The organism is Rossellomorea marisflavi, assembly GCF_022170785.1.
GTDB classification, from domain to species: Bacteria; Bacillota; Bacilli; order Bacillales; family Bacillaceae_B; genus Rossellomorea; species Rossellomorea marisflavi_B.
The window spans coordinates 4,129,760-4,149,053 of the sequence record NZ_CP081870.1 but is presented as its reverse complement, the minus strand read 5'-3'; the positions used below and the strand labels follow the sequence as shown (position 1 = coordinate 4,149,053).

General features: G+C 47.9%; 16 protein-coding genes and 1 riboswitch. Of the genes, 13 read left to right on the top strand and 3 right to left on the bottom strand.

All coding sequences use genetic code 11. From position 1 onward, the window contains the following. Positions 1 to 154: 154 nt before the first annotated feature. Both K6T23_RS21350 and pepT read right to left on the bottom strand, forming a co-directional pair. The gene (locus tag K6T23_RS21350; RefSeq protein ID WP_238283269.1) at positions 155 to 1,552 is read right to left on the bottom strand and encodes an RQC-minor-2 family DNA-binding protein; all 1,398 of its coding nucleotides are present in this window, start codon (positions 1,550 to 1,552) and stop codon (positions 155 to 157) included. Between the two features lie 111 nt (positions 1,553 to 1,663). Beyond that, positions 1,664 to 2,896 (bottom strand): peptidase T, encoded by a 1,233-nt coding sequence (gene pepT / locus K6T23_RS21345; RefSeq protein ID WP_056539503.1) that lies wholly within the window; start codon positions 2,894 to 2,896, stop codon positions 1,664 to 1,666. 154 nt (positions 2,897 to 3,050) lie between these two features. Between pepT and K6T23_RS21340 the strand changes: the two genes are divergently transcribed. The 5 genes from K6T23_RS21340 (at position 3,051) to K6T23_RS21320 (ending at position 8,475) form a co-directional block, all read left to right on the top strand. After that, positions 3,051 to 4,640, top strand: a complete 1,590-nt coding sequence (locus K6T23_RS21340; RefSeq protein WP_079514094.1) for an ATP-binding protein — start codon at positions 3,051 to 3,053, stop codon at positions 4,638 to 4,640. Then, positions 4,637 to 5,302, top strand: a complete 666-nt coding sequence (locus K6T23_RS21335; RefSeq protein WP_056539497.1) for a response regulator — start codon at positions 4,637 to 4,639, stop codon at positions 5,300 to 5,302. Before K6T23_RS21340 ends, K6T23_RS21335 begins: the two co-directional genes overlap by 4 nt. Positions 5,303 to 5,464: 162 nt before the next feature. After that, complete coding sequence (locus K6T23_RS21330; RefSeq protein WP_056539493.1) at positions 5,465 to 6,472, top strand: tripartite tricarboxylate transporter substrate binding protein; 1,008 nt, start codon at positions 5,465 to 5,467, stop codon at positions 6,470 to 6,472. Between the two features lie 14 nt (positions 6,473 to 6,486). Further along, positions 6,487 to 6,945 carry a tripartite tricarboxylate transporter TctB family protein gene (locus K6T23_RS21325; protein WP_048015663.1) on the top strand — a complete coding sequence of 153 codons (459 nt, stop codon included), beginning with the start codon at positions 6,487 to 6,489 and terminating at the stop codon, positions 6,943 to 6,945. Between the two features lie 24 nt (positions 6,946 to 6,969). Next, on the top strand, positions 6,970 to 8,475 hold the full coding sequence (locus tag K6T23_RS21320) for a tripartite tricarboxylate transporter permease (RefSeq protein ID WP_048015664.1): 1,506 nt from the start codon (positions 6,970 to 6,972) through the stop codon (positions 8,473 to 8,475). A gap of 43 nt (positions 8,476 to 8,518) precedes the next feature. Here K6T23_RS21320 and K6T23_RS21315 read toward each other — a convergent pair whose 3' ends face one another. Beyond that, positions 8,519 to 9,430 carry a hypothetical protein gene (locus K6T23_RS21315; protein WP_238283268.1) on the bottom strand — a complete coding sequence of 304 codons (912 nt, stop codon included), beginning with the start codon at positions 9,428 to 9,430 and terminating at the stop codon, positions 8,519 to 8,521. Between the two features lie 331 nt (positions 9,431 to 9,761). Between K6T23_RS21315 and licT the strand changes: the two genes are divergently transcribed. The 8 genes from licT (at position 9,762) to K6T23_RS21275 (ending at position 19,226) form a co-directional block, all read left to right on the top strand. Beyond that, a complete protein-coding gene (gene licT / locus K6T23_RS21310; RefSeq protein ID WP_238283267.1) occupies positions 9,762 to 10,628 on the top strand; it encodes a BglG family transcription antiterminator LicT in 867 nt (288 codons plus the stop codon). Positions 10,629 to 10,750: 122 nt separating this feature from the next. Further along, a complete protein-coding gene (locus tag K6T23_RS21305; RefSeq protein WP_238283266.1) occupies positions 10,751 to 12,622 on the top strand; it encodes a beta-glucoside-specific PTS transporter subunit IIABC in 1,872 nt (623 codons plus the stop codon). Continuing rightward, the gene (locus tag K6T23_RS21300) at positions 12,619 to 14,073 is read left to right on the top strand and encodes a 6-phospho-beta-glucosidase (protein WP_238283265.1); all 1,455 of its coding nucleotides are present in this window, start codon (positions 12,619 to 12,621) and stop codon (positions 14,071 to 14,073) included. The genes K6T23_RS21305 and K6T23_RS21300 overlap by 4 nt, the downstream gene beginning before the upstream one ends. A gap of 81 nt (positions 14,074 to 14,154) precedes the next feature. Then, positions 14,155 to 14,264, top strand: a riboswitch (SAM riboswitch). 73 nt (positions 14,265 to 14,337) lie between these two features. After that, positions 14,338 to 15,462 carry a 5-methyltetrahydropteroyltriglutamate--homocysteine S-methyltransferase gene (locus tag K6T23_RS21295; RefSeq protein ID WP_238283264.1) on the top strand — a complete coding sequence of 375 codons (1,125 nt, stop codon included), beginning with the start codon at positions 14,338 to 14,340 and terminating at the stop codon, positions 15,460 to 15,462. 40 nt (positions 15,463 to 15,502) lie between these two features. Beyond that, positions 15,503 to 16,390: an EamA family transporter gene (locus K6T23_RS21290; RefSeq protein WP_238283263.1), complete on the top strand. Its 888-nt coding sequence runs from the start codon at positions 15,503 to 15,505 to the stop codon at positions 16,388 to 16,390. Positions 16,391 to 16,613: 223 nt separating this feature from the next. Then, entirely contained in the window at positions 16,614 to 17,261 is a 648-nt protein-coding gene (locus K6T23_RS21285) for a hypothetical protein (RefSeq protein WP_238283262.1), read from the top strand. Between the two features lie 22 nt (positions 17,262 to 17,283). Next, positions 17,284 to 18,882: a DUF6792 domain-containing protein gene (locus K6T23_RS21280; RefSeq protein WP_238283261.1), complete on the top strand. Its 1,599-nt coding sequence runs from the start codon at positions 17,284 to 17,286 to the stop codon at positions 18,880 to 18,882. A 20-nt stretch (positions 18,883 to 18,902) separates the two neighbouring features. After that, positions 18,903 to 19,226 (top strand): hypothetical protein, encoded by a 324-nt coding sequence (locus K6T23_RS21275; protein ID WP_238283260.1) that lies wholly within the window; start codon positions 18,903 to 18,905, stop codon positions 19,224 to 19,226. Positions 19,227 to 19,294: the final 68 nt, after the last annotated feature.

Sequence of the window (19,294 nt, the reverse complement as noted above, 5' to 3'; positions counted from 1 at the left end):
GGGACCACTCCTTTTTTTATTCATAGTGTAAGAGTATGGGAGAAAGGGGCGGGGAACAAGGGGAAGCTTGATGAAAAATGTGAAAATATGTTGACGTGTAACAAAGAAGACAAACAAACTTCTTTTTTTCCACACAAAGAAGAGCGGTGCACGCTCATGCACCGCTCTTCTTCCATTGGATCATCGCTTGAGTGATATACTTGGCCGGCCATGAGGAAAGCATGGCGAAGATCGATGTATCATTCAGCCCCAAGCGCCTGATCTTGCTGGTGGCCTCGCCTTTTAAGATTTGAACAAGCAGGTGGACGGGAATATCCGACCACCCGGGGACACCCTCGATGTCCTCGATCATACCACGGGTGAGCCCGTACCCTTTGACCTCTACCATCACATCATCCGGTGATGGGCGGTATTCCTGCTCTTTTGTCTCAAGATAGGAAAGATGGTCTTCCAGTGTCTGCTGAAAGTCCTCTCCCTCCAGGTTCGTCTTAAGCAATGAAATATCAGGAATATGGACGAGGGACAGGCTCATTAAATCGGGTTCCACATAGCAATCGGGTAGCTTACATCCCTTTAAGGACTGATAGATGGAAAGGATGGGATGGGAGGCTACCCGCCCTCCCAATTGTTCTTCGAGATCTCTTGCCCGTTCGATCATGTCTGCAAGAGGTATCAAGTCTGCCTTAAGGTCCTGGAGTCGGCGGATTGCGTTCACGACGTCCATTGTTTTCTCGGCCATGGCATTGAACTGCTTTTCGATTGTGGCGATGCGTTTACGCGCCTGCTCCATATTGACCTCGGTTGGCAGGGTCACACGGTCTTCTTCCGGAGAATAGTCGATTGTATAGTTGCACTTATGACAGGTACAGGAGAGGATCCCTTCCTTCGCTTTCAGGATAAGCTCCTTCTCATGACCGCATATATCCCACCGCCAGTGAAGAGGAATGCTTCTGTAGGGGCGAAGGACGATTTCCACACGGTGCCTCCAGAGGGCCACATCCTCTGGTGAATTCAACAGGCCGAGAAGCGAAGAGGAATTAAGGAATTCTACAGCTTGTACGATGTCCTGCTTCGTGCGTGCTAATTCCATGAAAGGATGCCGGGAATAGGCGGACCGGATCGACTCGAGCCACTCATCCCTCTCCCTCTCATGAAGGGTGGCGACAAACGCATAGTCGGTCATCACACGCTGCACGTGAGCTTCCAGGTCCTCCGCAGAAAGGGTATCATATTCCACAGTATAAAAGGATTCTTTCTCTATGGGGAGCCCCCGCTGGTCGGAGTGCTTCTTCCACAGGAAGGATTCAGGTCTGATGAGATGGGGATAAAGCTCTTCTTTCCGATAGATCGGGACGGGAAGGCGTGTACCGTTGGTGTCGGGGAAGAAAGCCTGTATGGCATGTCCCTCTTCGATGATCCCATCCACCGCGTGTTGAAGGCGGCTCAGGAGCCCCCGCTGCTTCTTGTGTCCGATGGACCTGACTTCGGGGAACTTCCTGCCAACGGGAATGATGAGGAGGGAGGGATAGTCAGTCAATTCAACATATCTCATAATGGGTCACCTCGTCTTAGTCTGTATTCCACATTATAATTTCCTGCCTTGCTGGAAGCGAATGTGCATGTGCAAAAAAAGAGCAGTCCCTTCTCCAGGACTGCTCTCCTCTTATGCTTCTTCTGCAAATAGACGTGCGATTTCCACGATTACATTCACGGATTTCTCCATATTGTCCACGGAAATGAATTCGAATTTCCCGTGGAAGTTCTCTCCGCCTGTGAAGATATTCGGGGTCGGGAGTCCCATGTAGGAAAGCTGGGAACCGTCTGTCCCGCCGCGGATCGGCTCGACGATCGGGACGATGCCGTGGTTGGTCATGGCTTTATATGCCGTATCGACAATGAATTTCACGGGCTCGATCTTCTCGCGCATATTGTAATACTGATCTTTCATGGAGAGGGAGACACGCTCTTCCCCGTATGTTTCCTGAAGTTCTTTCACGATGGAGGTCATAAGCTCCTTCCGCTCGGTGAATGTCTCACGGTCGAAATCACGGATGATATACGTGAGAGTCGTCTTCTCCACATCGCCCTCGAAGGAGAGGAGGTGGAAGAAGCCTTCATACCCTTCCGTATATTCAGGCGCTTCTTCTCGAGGCAGTCTGCTTTGGAGCTCCATGGCGATCTTCATGGAGTTGACCATCTTGCCTTTGGCCGTTCCTGGATGGATGTTCGTTCCGTTGATGGTGATGACGGCACCTGCCGCGCTGAAGCTTTCGTATTGGAGCTCACCGAGTGGGCCTCCGTCGACGGTATAGGCATATTGCGCATCGAATCGCTCCACATCGAATTGATGAGGGCCGCGTCCGATTTCTTCATCCGGTGTAAAGGCGACGCGGATCCGTCCGTGCTCGATGTCAGGATGTTTCACGAGGTAGTCCATGGCGGTCATGATCTCGGCAATGCCCGCTTTATTATCGGCACCAAGGAGCGTTGTCCCATCCGTTGTGATCAAGGTATGGCCATGATAGTTTCCGAGGTTCGGAAATTCATGGGGTGATAGCGTGACACCTCGGTCTTCATTCAGGACGATTTCGCCACCGTCATATTCTTCATGAATCTGCGGATTGACGTTTTTCCCGGTGAAATCCGTCGCCGTATCCACATGCGCCAGGAATCCGATCGTCGGTACATCCTTATCCGTATTGGCTGGCAGGGTCGCCATCACATATCCAAAGTCGTCCATGGATGCATCGCTCAACCCGATCGACTTCAACTCTTCTACAAGTTTTTTTCCGAGCTCAAGCTGTCCGGGAGTGGAGGGGCAAGATTCGTTTTGTTCGTTGGACTGGGTATCCATTTTCACATAAGACGTAAAGCGTTCGATGATTTCCTGCTTCAATGTTCATTTCCCCTTTCGATTATGTACTTCTACCATTATATCAAACTGCGGCTTTTGAGGCGGGGAGGGAGTCTCCCGCTAAATGCCTTCTTTTCTATTATTCCATAAAGTGTTAGAATTTTCTGCATCGGGGTGATACGGGAGGGATGCAGAGATGGAGAACAGATGGCCCCTCGAGCGGAAGATCATGGTGCTTGTCTGTACGTTGATCACCATCATCATGTTGATGGTGACGGTGGTGTATATGTATTTCGAGCGTAAGCAGGCGCAGGACATCGTCGGCCAGCAGGCTCTTACAACGGCGATGACCGTATCGGAAATCCCGGATGTGAAACAGGTCTTGACTGAAAATGCAAACGCTTTAGATATGCAACAAGTCGTAGAAAAAATCCGTGAGAAATCAGGTGCCGAATTCATCGTCATAGGCGATGTGGATGGAATCCGCTACACCCATCCCACGAGGGAAAAGATCGGGAAGGCAATGGTCGGCGGGGACAACGAAGAGGCACTCATCAATGGTAAAAGTTATGTCTCCATGGCTGAAGGATCCATCGGTGAATCGGTCCGTGGAAAAACGCCGATCGTCAATGAAGAAGGTGAGATCATCGGTGTCGTATCGGTCGGATTCCTTCTTTCTAAGATTGACTCGACTTATCAGGAAGGGTTGATCGGCATCCTTTTATGGCTCCTGTTCATCTTTATCATGGGAGTCGGTGGTAGCTTGATGCTGACCCGCAATATTCGGAAAGACACATTCGGACTCGAGCCGTATCAGATCGCCAGGATCTATAAGGAAAGAGGAGCCGTGCTTGAAGCAATAAGTGAAGGGGTCATGGCGACAGATCAGAATGGCCGGGTCACCCTCGTCAACCAGTCGGCAAAAGAGATTCTGGGCATCACGGAAGATGCGATCGGTCACCCTATTCAAAACACCCTCCCAGGCTCTACGATCGCCAGTGTCATGGAACGCGAAGCAGCGGAAGGACAATATGAAACCGTGTATGGAGGTCAGCAGCTTGTGGTCCGTTATAAGAGGGTGGACGACGAGGGTCGCTACGGGGGAAAGGTCGCGAGCTTCCAGCGCCGTTCGGAAATACAGGAGCTCATCAGCACGTTGTCGGAGGTACAGCAGTACTCTCATGACCTCCGTGCCCAGACACATGAATATACCAATAAGCTGTATGCCATATCAGGCTGGCTGCAGCTCGGTAAGGTCACGAAAGCCATGGCCTTCATCCATGATGAAACAGGTCAGCAGAAGGCATATGAACGCGTGTTATTCGAGCAGATCCATGATCCGACGATTCAAGCTGTATTGATTGGGAAGCTGTCAAAGGCCTCTGAGAAAAAAATAGCCTTCGCCCTGGATGAGACGAGCTCCATCGAATATGAATGGCCTCAGGATGCCGCCTCCCCCCTGGTGACGATCATAGGGAATATCATCGACAATGCCTTTGAAGCAGTGGTGGGTCAACCGGAACCCTGGGTACAGGTGTATACGACGGATATCGCAGATGATCTGATCCTGGAGGTATCCGATAATGGAAAAGGCATCCCGCCTGAGTTGATGGAACGGATTCATGAGCAGGGATTCACCACAAAAGAAGGCAGCGACAGAGGATTTGGCATGTCCCTCGTCCACGCTTCACTGCGGGAGCTCGGGGGGAGTTTGGAGATCGCATCCGATGAACAGGAAGGGACGGTCGTGACCGTCTATATTCCGAAAGGAGGAAGTACTCAGTGAAGGTCCTTATTGCAGAAGATGACTACCGTGTAGCAGACATCCATCATCAGTTCCTGGAAAGGGTCGGGGGCTTGCAGGTTCTTGCCTCGGCTACCACTGCGGGGGAAACGCTAAGGCTGGCAGGGGAGCTGAAGCCAGATCTGCTCCTTTTGGATGTGTATCTACCTGACAGTCTTGGAATCAGCATCATCGGCCCTCTAAGGGAACAATGTCCAGATCTTCAGATCATCCTGATTACGGCGGCGACGGACCGGGAGATCCTGACCAAGGCGTTGAATCACGGGGTCGTCGATTACTTGATCAAACCCATTGAGCTCGAACGCCTGTCTGAGGCCGTTTCGCGGGCTGTGCAGACCCGTCATGTCCTAAAGGGAAGCGAGGATGTGAATCAAGCCCTCATCGACAGGCTTTTCCAGTCCGAGACGTCTTCTCCCCGGGAGGCTCTTCCGAAAGGAATCGATCAGCTGACGCTTGAAAAGGTCAAGGAGCTTCTGGGACAACAGGAAGAAGGGATCACGGCGGAAGCCCTCGGGAAACTTTTCGGGGCTTCCCGGACGACTTCCCGCCGGTATCTGGAATACCTTATATCAATCAAAGAAGCGGAAGCAGAGCTCGTGTATGGGATCGTGGGTCGACCGGAAAGGAAATACAAACGAAAATGATCAAAGCGGTTTTGAAAAGGAGAAATCCTTTTCAAAACCGCTTTTTTGTGAACTTTATGAACATAAAAGGCAAAAAGGACTCTAAGAACTTTAAATTGGAAACGGTTACAAAATTGTGAACACCCCGTAAAATGGTTGAAAAATGGCAAGGAGGCGCTAGTGTTGCGAAAACGATTGATTGTACTTATCATATTTGGCCTCATTCTGATGACAGGCTGTTCCCTTCCCGTCCAAAAAGGGTCGGTCAATGCAGATGGAGAATGGGAACCGGACCGCTCCATTGAAGTGATCGCCCCGGCAGGAGCAGGAGGCGGATGGGACACGACCGCCAGGATGATTGCGAAAAGCATTGAAGATGAAAATCTATCAGATCGTAGCTTCGGTGTTGTCAATAAGCCGGGCGGTGGGGGAGCGGTAGCCTGGTCGTATATCCACAAGCGGAATGATCCCCATAATATCTTCATCAGCTCACCTCCGTTACACTTTGTAGCACTGAACGGGCAATCCCCTTACGGCTACGAAGATTTCACTCCCATTGCCAATCTGATTGCAGATTACGGAGCATTTGCTGTAAGAGCCGATGCCAAATGGGATACACTCGATGAGCTGTTTGACGATATGAGGAAGGATCCGGAGAGCGTGACAGTCGTCGGAATCTCATCTCCCGGAAGTATGGACCATATTCAATTCATCATGTTCGCCCAAGCGGCAGGTGTGGACATAAGTAAGATCCGATATGTATCAGATCAGGATGGAGGCTCCATGACAGCCGTTCTTAATGGTAGTGTCGATGTCGTCTCGACAGGGGTATCCGATGCCATGGATCAGGCAAGAGCCGAGAAATTAAAGATCCTCGCGGTCACCTCTCCTGAACGACTATCAGGTGACGAATTCCTCGAAACCCTTCCGACTGCGAAGGAACAGGGGATCGATGCAGAATTCATCGTATGGCGAGGCTTATTCGGACCGCCCGATATGACCGAAGAACAGATTGCCTATTATGAGGACATTGCAAAAGGTGTATCCGAATCAGAATCCTTTGATAAGGTCAGGAAGGCATACGGCTGGGATGAGCAGTATATGGGAAGTGAAGAATTCAAGTCCTTCCTAGATGAACAAGCGGAAGATCTGACCAAGGTTCTGGATGAACTTGGATTCAAGAGAGATTAGGAGGAGAAGGAGAAATGAAAGTAACAGTGAATAAAGGTATTTCCATTGTATTGATGCTTGTATCGGTTACGTATTTGATCATGGCGTTCCTTCTTCCTGAATACCCCTTTGTTCCGGTTGATGCCGATCTGATTCCCAAGATCCTGGGCTTTTGTCTTCTGATCTTATCCGTCTGCTTTTTCTTCAGTAAGGATATAGACACGGAAGACCAAAAGGCCAAACGGGTGATCCCGAGGAAGGAAGTCCTGATGCTTCTGGCCGTCATGGGCCTGGTTCTGATCTATATCACGTTCCTTGAGGTAGCAGGTTTTGTCCTTATGACGACGGCCTTCATCATCGCCTGTTCCAGATTGCTGGGATATAAGAAGTGGGTACCGAATATCTTGACGGCCATCGTCTTCTCCGGCAGTGCCTATAGTCTTTTTAATTATGCTTTATCGATCCGTCTGCCCGCAGGGATCTTGCCATTTTAACCAAGGATAGAAAGGAGTGAACGTATGGGTTCGTTTGATGGATTGCTGCAAGGCTTTCAGATAGCCTTCAGTTTACAAGGAATTATGTTCGTATTTATTGGTGTCTTAATCGGGACGATTATTGGAATGATCCCTGGTCTCGGTCCAATCAGTGCCATCGCAATCATGATCCCCGTTACCTACGGGATGGACCCCACCATTGCCCTCGTCATGATGGCTGGTGTATATTACGGTTCCATGTACGGAGGGTCTACGTCTTCAATCCTTCTGAATGCACCGGGTGTTGCCGGTACGGTGGCAACGGCTTTTGACGGTTACCCTATGGCACAGCAGGGTAAGGCGGGGAAAGCCCTTGCCATTTCCGCCATCGCATCCTTTGTGGGAGGGACGGTCAGCGTTGTTCTTTTAATGCTGTTTGCCCCCGTATTGGCAAGCGTGGCCATCATTTTCGGTCCGCCTGAATACTTTGCCCTCATGCTGCTTGGTTTGACGGCCATATCCAGTCTTTCGGACGGCTCCACCCTCAAGGCGCTTACGTCTGCGGTCCTCGGCTTCATGGTCGTGACCATCGGGATCGATTCCCAAACGGGCACGAGCCGTTTTACGATGGGAAATGTGAATCTTCTTGACGGAATTGACTTCCTTGTCATAGCACTCGGAGTCTTTGCCCTGGCTGAAGTCTGCTTCCTCATCTTGAGCCGGAAAGCGAAGATGAGCGACTTCAAGAATATCGGCAGCTTGAAGCTGTCAAAAGAGGATTTCAAAGAGATGAAAGGCCCGATGACGAGACAATCCTTCATCGGATTCCTCTTGGGGGTACTGCCTGGAGCAGGAGCCACCATCTCTTCCTTTGTTGCCTATATTTCCGAGAAGAAGCTTGCGAAGAAGCCGGAAGAGTTCGGGAAAGGCTCCATCAAGGGTCTTGCAGCACCTGAGACGGCGAATAACGCTGCAACGAGCGGCGCGTTCGTACCGTTGCTCAGCCTCGGGATCCCGGGTTCAGGGACGACCGCCGTCATGCTCGGAGCGTTCCTTGTCCTCGGCGTCCAGCCAGGTCCGCTTCTCATGACGGAAAATCCGACAATCTTCTGGGGAGTCATTGCGAGTATGTATGTAGGGAATGTCTTCCTGTTGATTCTGAACCTCCCGCTCATCCCATACTTTGTGAAGATCCTTTCTGTACCGCGTCCGTTGCTGATTGCCCTCGTAATCATTTCCAGCTTGGTCGGGGTATATGCCGTCAGCTTCAGCACATTTGATCTCTATCTATTGGTGATCTTCGGGATCATCGGATATCTGATGCGGATCTTTGCCTTCCCTGCTGCCCCCTTCATCCTGGCATTCATCCTCGGAGGCATGATGGAACAGGCACTGAGGCAATCCTTGACCATATCCGGCGGGAACTGGAGCATCTTCTATACAAGTCCGCTGGCTGTTTCCCTCTTTGTCATTGCCATCCTGGCCCTAATCGTTCCGGCTTGGCGTCAGCGAGTGAGGCGGCAAAAGGAAGATACGACAGTGAATATGTAACGAAAAAGAGCCCTTTCTTGATGGGGCTCTTTTCTGTATTTGCTTAGTCTTCGGATAATGTATAGTTCACCCGTGCGAACAGGTTATTCACTTCCTGCCTCGTTTGATCGTAGAGGAGCTTGAATTCTTCTTTATCCTGCTCGGGATTTTGATAGAGTCCTAGTTTTCCCCATAGGGCATGGACCGTGCGTATACTTTCGTACAACTCATAATCCAGTGGCGTCTGGGGAGACGGGAAAAGCACCATCGGATCACCGATTCGCTTGAACTCTGCTTGAGCCGTCTTGAATTGTTCCGTGTCGTACTCATCCTGTTCGATGGCATACTGGAGATAGTTCATGGGAACCGACAGCAGGATGGTCATCTGAATGATTCCCCGTTCCATATTGGTTGCTTCCTCCCATGATCTGTATTCAATTCCTTCCTTTCCTTGAAGCTGAACGGGAGGATGATCGATGAAAAGCTGATAGGCGATTTCAATCTCTTTGGGATCCTGAATTTTATAAGACAGATTTTGGGAAAGATCAATGAAGGTATCGCTGTAGTTCATCACATTATCCACTTTACCCGTGCGCATGATGCGTATGGGATCCTCATCCAGGTCGAATCGGATCATATTGTTCTCATCTGTGAAGTCCCGGGCAAGTTCCTTATCGGTGTGCACATATTTAAAATTGCCATCTTCACCATAAGGGGATTCCATAGGGACTGTCGGGATTTTCAACTCTTCCGGGGTCAGCTCGTCGAAGGTCTTCATCGGCTGACCTTGCTTATCCGTCTCAGCTTTTGAAGCACTTGCTTCTTTTTCATTTGTAGCCTTCTCATCTTCTGATGCCTTTGCCTTTTTTTCATCTGCCGTAGCTTCTGTTTTTGAAGCCGTTTCTTTCTTTTCACCCAATCCGCAAGCGGTCAGCAACCCGCATGCCGTGAGGATCACGATCCATTTCTTCACCATCTAATTCCCTCCTGTTTTCTCGATCCTCAAGGACCCCTTTTGATATGGAATATAGTGTAAAACGATCAACATCCTTCCTTTTATACCCAGATTCCAAAAAAGAAAACGCTCTGCGGAAAAGGTGGGATATATAAAACTAGTAAAAAGGATTGACATCCTTAAGGACCTGTGGCAAAATAAAGTAACCGTTTACAACGAACGATATAAAAACAGGATTGTTACTGCTTCGGGCAGGCAAAACCTAAATTTGCTGGTTACCTTTTGAGGTGACGTGTGGGCAGATTTGGGTTATTTTTGTTTCAGGGAATATGGATGGACGGGGCGAAGAGATATGGAGATTAGTAAAGTCATCAATAATAATGTGGTCCTGACCCACGACGATACAGGGAAGGAACTGGTGGTCATGGGAAGGGGACTGGCCTTCAAGAAGCGGCCGGGCGATCAGGTGGATACCGGACTGGTGGAAAAGACCTTCGTCCTTGAGGGAGAAGGCGTATCAGCCAAACTTGCAGAGCTTCTGGCCGATGTGTCGGAGAAGTATCTCGTACTCTCTGAGAAAATTATGACGATGGCAGCCATGAAGCTCGAGGTCAAGCTGGATGACTATCTGTATGTCGCCTTGACCGACCATTTGAGCTTTGCCATCACCCGTTACAAGCAAGGAATCAAGCTTCAGAATGCTCTTGCATGGGAGATCAAGAAGTACTACCGGAAAGAATACCAGACTGCGCTTGAGGCCCTGACGATCATCGAGGAAGAGACAGGGATCAGGATGGATGAGAATGAGGCTGCGTCCATTGCTATGCACCTGGTGAACAGTCAAGTGTCTGGTGAAGGACTTGAATCCATCTCCAAAGTCGTGACGACGGTCAACGATATCCTGACCATCGTCAAGTATCACTTCAATGTGACACTCGATGAGGAATCCATGAATTACGAGCGCTTTCTTACCCATCTCCGCTTCTTTGCATGGAGGCTCATGAAAAAGGAGCAGATTGTTGAAGAGCAGAATGACGACTTTTTTTATCAGCAGGTCGAGCGTCAGTATCCACAAGCATTCGAGTGCTCAGGGAAGATTGCCATCTACATTCAGAAGGAGCTCAACTGGACATTATCAAAAGACGAACGCATATACCTCACACTTCATATTCATCGCGTGACATCCCGTCATGCGATGCAGCATAGTCCAAGAGGATAGTTACTGGTCAAGCAGGCTAAACCTAGGTGACAGCAAGGGAAAAAATCGTATTTTTCCTTTGCCGTTGTCTAGGTTTTTCTTTTGAAAAAAATCAATGCTTTCAAATAAAGGAGGTTTTCGCAATGGATTTCGCAAAAACAGCAGAATTGATCATCCGCCATATTGGCGGGGAACAAAATGTCGCCTCTCTCGTGCACTGTGCCACACGGCTCAGGTTTAAATTGAACCAGCGGGACAAAGCAGACAAAAAGGCCATCATGGCGCTTGATGGTGTAGTTACCGTCATGGAAAGCGGCGGGCAATTCCAGGTAGTCATCGGAAATGGTGTTTCCCACGTCTACCGTGAGATCGGAAAACAAACCTCCCTCCTATCCGATACGTCTTCAAAACAGACGGACGGAGAAGGGGATAAAGGATCCGTAGTCGGCAGGGTCATCGATATCATTGCCGGGATCTTCACACCGCTTCTTGGCATCATGGCCGGCGCAGGTGTTCTGAAGGGGGTCCTTCAGATTTTGACGAGCACCGGGGTGATGACGCCGGATAATACGACGTATATCATTCTATATGCTGCAGCGGACAGCCTATTTTACTTCTTGCCTGTGTTGTTAGCGTTTACAGCTGCGAGGAAATTTGATGCGAACCCATTCATTGCCGCTACGATTGCCGGGGCGTTGATCTATCCGTCCATCATTGAACTGGCCAACGGGAACGTTGAAACCACGTTCTTCGGCATCCCTGTCGTGATGATGAAATACTCATCAACTGTCATCCCGATCATCCTGGCGGTCCTCGTCATGGGGTATTTCGAGAGATTCCTTAACCGCAGGATCCATCAGTCCGTGCGTACATTCATTACGCCATTTGTCTTGTTGGTTACGATCCTGCCGTTGACGCTTCTCGCCTTTGGACCGTTCGGTGTGTATGTGGGGAATGGGATTGCAGCAGGCATCCTCTATGTATTCTCACTGAGCCCGATCATTGCCGGTGCCATTGTCGCCATGTCTTGGCAGGTGCTTGTCATCTTCGGTGTTCACTGGGGGATCATTCCGATCTTCATCAACAATATCACTGTCCAAGGCTATGATAACGTCAAGCCAGTCACCGCTCCGGCTATCTTTGCACAAGCAGGGGCAGCCCTTGGTGTCATGCTGAAGACGAAGAACAAAAAACTGAAGGCCCTCTCTGGTTCGACTGCGATCACCGGTCTATTCGGGATCACGGAACCAATCGTATACGGTGTCACCCTGCCGCTGAAAAAGCCATTCATCATGGCTACGATCAGTGCAGGTGTCGGGGGAGCCATCGTCGGCTATTCCCAAAGCGCCGCCATCGCTACGGGCCCTCCGGGATTATTGACCCTCCCGATCTTCTATGGCGAAGGCTTCATCGGCTTGATCATCGGGATCTCTGTATCCTTTATCTTGTCCATTGCCCTTACGTATATTGTCGGCTTTAAAGATCCCGTGGAAGAAGGGACGGACCAGGAAGTTTCTGCTGATCAACACGTCACGCCATCTTCCACTATCGGCGCTGTCAGCCCGCTGACAGGCATCGTGATGCCTCTGTCTGACGTCAAAGATGCCGCCTTCTCTACAGAAGCCCTTGGAAAAGGAGTCGCCATCCTTCCGACAGAAGGCAAGTTGTACTCTCCGATCACGGGTGTGATTGGCACCTTGTTCCCATCGAAGCACGCTGTCGGGATTGTAGGAGACGATGGAGCAGAGATCCTCGTCCATGTCGGTCTCAACACCGTCCAGCTGAATGGTGAACATTTCACCGCGCATATCGCCCAGGGGGACCGCGTCGAAGCGGGGCAGCTCCTTGTGGAATTCGATGTGAAGGCGATCCAGGAAGCCGGGTATGACCTGTCCACGCCGATCGTCGTGACCAATACGAATGACTTCATGGACGTCCTTTCAGAAGAACCGGGGGACATCAAAGCAGGATCACGCCTGCTATCTTATATGAAAGAAAAGGAGCGAGTATCATGACTACGACTACATTTCCGGCATCCTTCCTTTGGGGAGGGGCCATTGCAGCAAACCAGGCAGAAGGAGGATACCGCGAAGGCGGGAAGGGGTTGACCAACGTCGACCTCCTTCCACGCGGTGAAGAGAGATTCTCCTATATGAAAGGGAATATACCACACCTGGAACTTCAAGATGATCTTTACTACCCGTCACATGAGGCCATCGATTTTTATCATCACTACAAAGAAGATATCAAGCTGTTTGCCGAGATGGGCTTTAAATGCCTTCGGGTGTCTGTATCATGGGCAAGGATCTTCCCGAACGGGAACGACGCTGAGCCGAATGAAGAAGGATTGACGTTCTATGAAAACCTCTTCGCAGAGCTCAAATCGAACGGAATCGAACCCGTTGTAACCATCGCCCATTTCGATGTGCCCGTCCATCTGATTGAAACGTTCGGAAGCTGGAAAGGCCGTGAGCTCGTCGGATTCTACGAAACGTATGCCCGTACTCTTTTCAATCGTTTTAAAGGGACCGTGAAATATTGGATGACGTTCAATGAAATCAATATGCTTTTCCATCTGCCTTTCCTTGGGGCAGGAATTGTGTTCAAAGAAGGTGAAAATCGGGATCAGGTCCTCTATCAGGCTGCTCATCATCAGCTTGTCGCCAGTGCCCTTGCCGTGAAGGCACTTCATGAGATCGATCCGGAGGCACAGATCGGGTGCATGCTGGCCGCAGGTGTCACGTATCCGTACTCCTGTAATCCGGAAGATATCTGGGCGGGAATCGAACGGGACCGCGAATCCTACTTCTTCATCGACGTTCAGTCCCGTGGAGCGTATCCGGGCTATGCGAAGCGCTTCTTCCGGGAGCAGGAGTGGGATCTCCAGATGGAAGAAGGCGATGAAGACATTCTTAAGGCTTATACGGTGGATTACATCGGATTCAGCTATTACTCCAGCCGCACGATCAGCCGTGATCCCGAAATCCTCGGGAAGATGACGGCAGGAAATGTGTTCCCTTCGGTCAAAAATCCTCATTTGAAAACATCGGAATGGGGATGGACCATCGATCCAAAAGGGATCCGAATTACGGCCAATCAATTGTATGATCGCTATCAAAAACCATTATTCGTCGTGGAAAACGGCCTCGGGGCCATCGACGAGCCCGGCGCAGATGGGGAAATCAACGATGCCTATCGAATCGATTATCTCTCAGCACATCTCCGCGAACTGAATGAGGCGATCAAGGACGGAGTCCAACTGCTGGGCTACACATGCTGGGGACCGATTGATATCGTCAGCGCGTCAAGCGGCGAAATGAAAAAGCGATATGGCTATATCCATGTAGAAAAAGACAACGAAGGCAATGGCACCCTCAACCGATCCAAGAAGGCCAGCTTCGACTGGTACAAACAGGTGATTGAGACGAATGGAGCGGCATTGGAGAACGAAACCGTCAAAAGTTGAGCGGTTAATTTCCCTCATCCCATTGACAACAGGAGTTGAATCCTGAATAATTATTATATTGAGAAAATTAAATAGCGATATTCCTTATTAAGAGTGGTGGAGGGACTGGCCCTGTGAAACCCGGCAACCGCTGTTCAAACTTGAACAGAATGGTGCTAAATCCTTGAACGAGATTCGTTCGGAGATGAGGAAGAGACGAGAATCATAAGGCTCTTCCTTTTACCGGGAAGGGCCTTTTTATATGAAGAAAGGGAGAGGATTCAGATGACACACGTACAAACAAAAGGAAAGAAAGCAATAAAGGCCCCGTTCCGGGCAGATCAAGTGGGGAGCCTGCTGAGGTCGGAAAGGATCAAGGAAGCACGCGAACGGAGAGGGAATGGAGAGCTATCCGCAGCTGAACTCCGACGAATCGAGGATGAAGAAATCATCCGCATCGTCGACAAGCAAAAGGAAATCGGCCTCCAAGTCGTGACCGATGGTGAATTCAGGAGGGCGTGGTGGCACTTCGACTTCCTTGAAGGTCTGGATGGCGTCGAAGGATATGAATCGGACCAGGGCATCAAGTTCCATAACACGACGACCAAGGCACGTGGCATCAAAGTGACGGGGAAAGTGGACTTCACGGATCATCCGATGCTGAAAGACTACGAATTCCTTCATGGAATTGCAGGCGATCACACAGCCAAGATGACGATTCCGAGTCCGAATATGCTTTTCTTCAGAGGCAAGATTGAAACAGACGTATACGGTGATCATCTGGATGCTTTCCACCACGATGTAGCCGAAGCCTACAAAAAGGCAATCCGTGCTTTCTACGATGCAGGCTGCCGCTATCTGCAGCTCGACGATACGGCATGGTCGGTATTCTTCTCCGAACAGGGACATGAGCAGATCAAGGCATTTGGCCGCGAACCCGACGAACTCAGGGAATCCTTCGCCCGCACCATCAATGAGGCTGTGAAGGATCGTCCAGAGGACCTTGTCGTGACCATGCATATTTGTAGAGGGAATTTCAAATCGACATGGGTGGCGGAAGGCGGATATGAAGCGGCTGCCGAAACCATCTTCGGCGGGCTCGACCTCGACGGGCTATTCCTGGAGTTCGATGATGATCGTTCCGGAGGCTTCGAACCGCTGCGCTATGTGAAGAATCCGAATCTCCAGATCGTCCTCGGTCTTGTGACGTCGAAACATGGAGAGCTCGAGGCGACGGAAGACGTCGAGGCACGGATACAGGAAGCTGCGCGCTATGTGGACATCAACCAGCTCTGTCTCAGTCCCCAATGTGGATTCGCCTCAACAGAAGAAGGAAATCTGTTGACGGAAGCAGAACAATGGAAGAAACTGCAACACGTGCTCGCCATTGCCGATCGGGTGTGGGAATGAGGTTCCCATTCAGCCAGTAATCGATTAGGAGGGGGTTGGATTGCGGATACAGTATGCTCTCTTTATCCTCATGGCCGCCATGCTGTGGGGAACAACGGGGACGATACAGGCACTGGCACCGGAAGGCGTCCATCCGATTGCCATCGGAGCGGTGCGTCTGGCCATAGGAGGCTTATTTCTCCTTCTATTATCCTTGGGAAAAATACATTGGAAAGGGTGGCCTTTGAAAGGAACCGTGGCGGCCGCTCTTTGCATGGCACTTTACCAGCCTTTCTTTTTCTCGGCAGTCAGTATAACAGGGATTGCAATCGGGACCGTCATTGCCATCGGAAGCGCCCCGGTCATAGCAGGACTCCTTGAATGGGGGATAAAAAGGAAGGTCCCCCAAGCATCCTGGTGGGTCTCCACCGCCATGGCCATCGCAGGCTGCATCCTTCTGTTCACGAATAGAGGGTCGGTCGTTGCCGACCCGCGCGGTATCCTCCTCGCACTGGGGGCGGGGGCTTCATTTGCCGGGTACACCATGATCAGCGGAACCCTTGTCAATAGAAGGGAAACACTTCCCGTGGTCGCTGTCGTGTTCATGCTGGGTGCATTCTTCCTCACGCCCTTCCTCTTCCTCTATGATCTATCGTGGCTTATGGAGGTAAGGGGAGCCGGGGTCGCCCTGCACCTTGGGGTCGTGGCAACAGGACTTGCCTATCTTCTCTTTGCACGTGGACTGGTGAAGGTGCCTGCCTCAACCGCCGTGACGCTCTCCCTCGCCGAACCCCTCACCGCCACCATGCTCGGGGTCTTCCTGATTGGTGAATCCCTTGACGCCCTATCGTGGTTGGGCGTCGGGCTCCTCTTTCTAGGAATCATATTATTAGTGGGGAAAAAGGGAGTGGATTCGAATAAAGATAAAGGACAAATGAGATCAGCTTAGGCTGGTCTTTTTTTGAGGAGAAATGTGTATTGTAAGTAAGGTAATGCAAATTTCGGAGCGACTCTAAGTCAGTGAATAAAAAATATACATTAATGTTTATAATTGGAATTATTGTGGAATGTATGTAATGAAAAAGGTACTAGTTTTTAGTGAATTCTAACTTTTAGCTTGAGGCTCCTGCTACAATGCTTATAAAGAGTGCATACATAAAAGGAGTGGAGATATGAGAAAAAAACTATTATTTATTGGCTTTACAGTTCTAATTATTATTGTGTTAGGGGGGTGGTTGCTTATGAAAATGTCTGAACGTCCTGCTGCTTTAAAAGATTCGCTCACAGCAAGTCATTTAGATAAGGAATCTAGAACGAGTGACGGTTTTTTTAGATATACATCGAAGAAAAATGAGTATTCTATGTTTTTTCCTGAAAAATATGTAATCGATAGGGAAACGTTTCAAGAAAGAAAAGAATTTGAATCTTGGAGAATGTTATCTAAAGAAAATGATGAAAAAGCCCTGATACGCTCAATAAAAATTTTATACAACAATAACGATAGCATCCCTGATGCATTTTTTGAACGTTATAGTTTTGAAGGGAAGTTTGAAAAGGTAACCTTAACTGACTCAAATGGGAATGAAATATATATCGGTTATGTAAATAACTATTTTGACGAGAATGCAAAATTAATTAAGCGTGATCCTGCGAAGTATGGACCAACTTTAGTAATTAGCTTAATTAAAGATCCTGATACAGGTAAAACAATTAAAATTCATTCATCAACGGTTTGTCCTAAAAATTCTACGTGTCAGAAAGTAAGTCTAAAATCTGAAAAAGAATTTATTTTAAAGATAGCAAAAAGTGTAAAATTTTAAAAACAATTTAAGGAGTTAATTTATGAGTAATCAAGCATTTCTAGATGAAGATACTAGGAATAATTTGTTGCTACTTGAGAATAAAGGAGGGTTAACTAATGAAAAAGTAACTGACATTATCACAGAGGGTACGGGGGAGTTAGATACCGGAGTTACTATTGAAGTATATACGCAAGAAGACTTTAAAATAGGAAACGAATCCGGTCTAAATGTTTCTGCCGTCCACATTCAAGATACGAATGAAAATACTAATGAGGTCTACTACTTTTTTAGAGGAACTGAACCCTCAAATTTTAATGATGTTTGGACAGACGCAGCAGGAATCGCTGCTGGATCTAATACAGAACAACTTGAAGATTCAATAGAATTTAAAGAGAATGTTAATAGAGTTATCGAATCTGAAACCCCGGAAGTTATTCCTAAAAATTATGCAGATGCATACTCATTAGGAGTTAATAATGCATCGGGATTAATGTTGATAAGTAAAGATTTTGAAGACATGAGAGGGTTTAACGGTGCACCTATTAATGCTTACCACTTAGCGGAAGCGGATAGTTCATTTGAACAATATTTAAATGGTGAAGGGTATCCTAATATAAGAAAGATACCCCAAGAATTAATGTCTAAGTACATCTACGATTATTATGGTGAAGAAGTTCACAAAATAGTTAACTACCGACAAAAAGGTGAACCACTATATGCTCAATCCTTTCCCGGAAAGATGTATCTTGGTAAAGTGGTAACGTTTGGAGAAGATTCTGGTGTAGATGATTTTGTAGACGTAGGAAGCTATCCTTATGAACCTGGTGTAATGAACCTTCCCCTTTTATATGATGAAATAAGTTATAACGGGAGAATAGAACGCTGGCTAAATGATCTTGGAGGAATAGATGAAAGAAACGGTGGCATTAAAGGTGTAGAAGAGTTAGGGCAGTCACCATTTAAATTGTTCGTGGAAGCAAGTAATACACAAACAGGGAAAGAAATAATCTTTAGCCCATTTAGAACTTTTCGAGATGTGATTTTTAGCCCGGGAGTTTGGAAGCAAACTAGTTCTATCAAAGACGCATGGGGGCAAATGGACCTTCATTCTTTGGAGATCGTTTTAAGTTCTTATGATAAAGAGAAAAGTAAAGCTAGGGTACGATATGTTAGGCTCGACCCAGTTTCTAATAAACAAATTACGCTTGAACCTGAAACACTCTATCAATTTCTAAATCGCTGCGAGTTAGGTCTTACAGAAAAAAAAGAAGTTCTAAATAACTTGAAAAATTATGAGAGTAATATAATGACTGAATTATACACTAAAGAACAGTCGGAAATAATAAAAAAAATTGATGCGAAGAGTGCCTCTCCACAAGCTTTTTTAATAGAAACAAATAATCAATATGGGTTCTGGGGGAAGCTTGGGAAAGATAGGGAAGCTAGAAGCGTTACATTTGATGAAGACTTCTCTCCTTTAGATGGAAGAATAAAAACTCCAATAATAGAATTGATTTCTTTATTTGAGGAAGAGATAAGTGAAATGGAAAACTTCCTTGAAAATTATAAAGAAACATATATAAAGATGTTTGAAAAAGATGAAGAGCTCTCAAAATATATAAATGTAATTAAATCTTAAAAGATAGAGGTGATACTTTCTTGCCGAGTGTAAAAGGAAGATATAAATTTAATTTTGATGAGAATGCATTTGGTGAAGAGTGTAAACATAGACTTTCTTCTATTAAGGAAGAGAATGAAGAAGCTACTAATACATTTTGTGGGTCTTCTCAAATTTTAAATAGCATGGAAGGAGCGTATATTGATTCAATAATTGAAGTTCTTGAGAAAGTAAATCGTAAAACAGAGGACATTTTAATAACGTATAACATTTACCAATTCACTCATGTAGATTCATTTGTTCGGTTTATTGATGACGAGTATGAACGCTCATATACAATTTTCTATTCTGAAGTCGATTCGTAAATTTTGAAAGAGATGCACTTCAGTGGCCTTTAGGCCTTTTTTTAATTCCCTCATACAACTTAAATAAG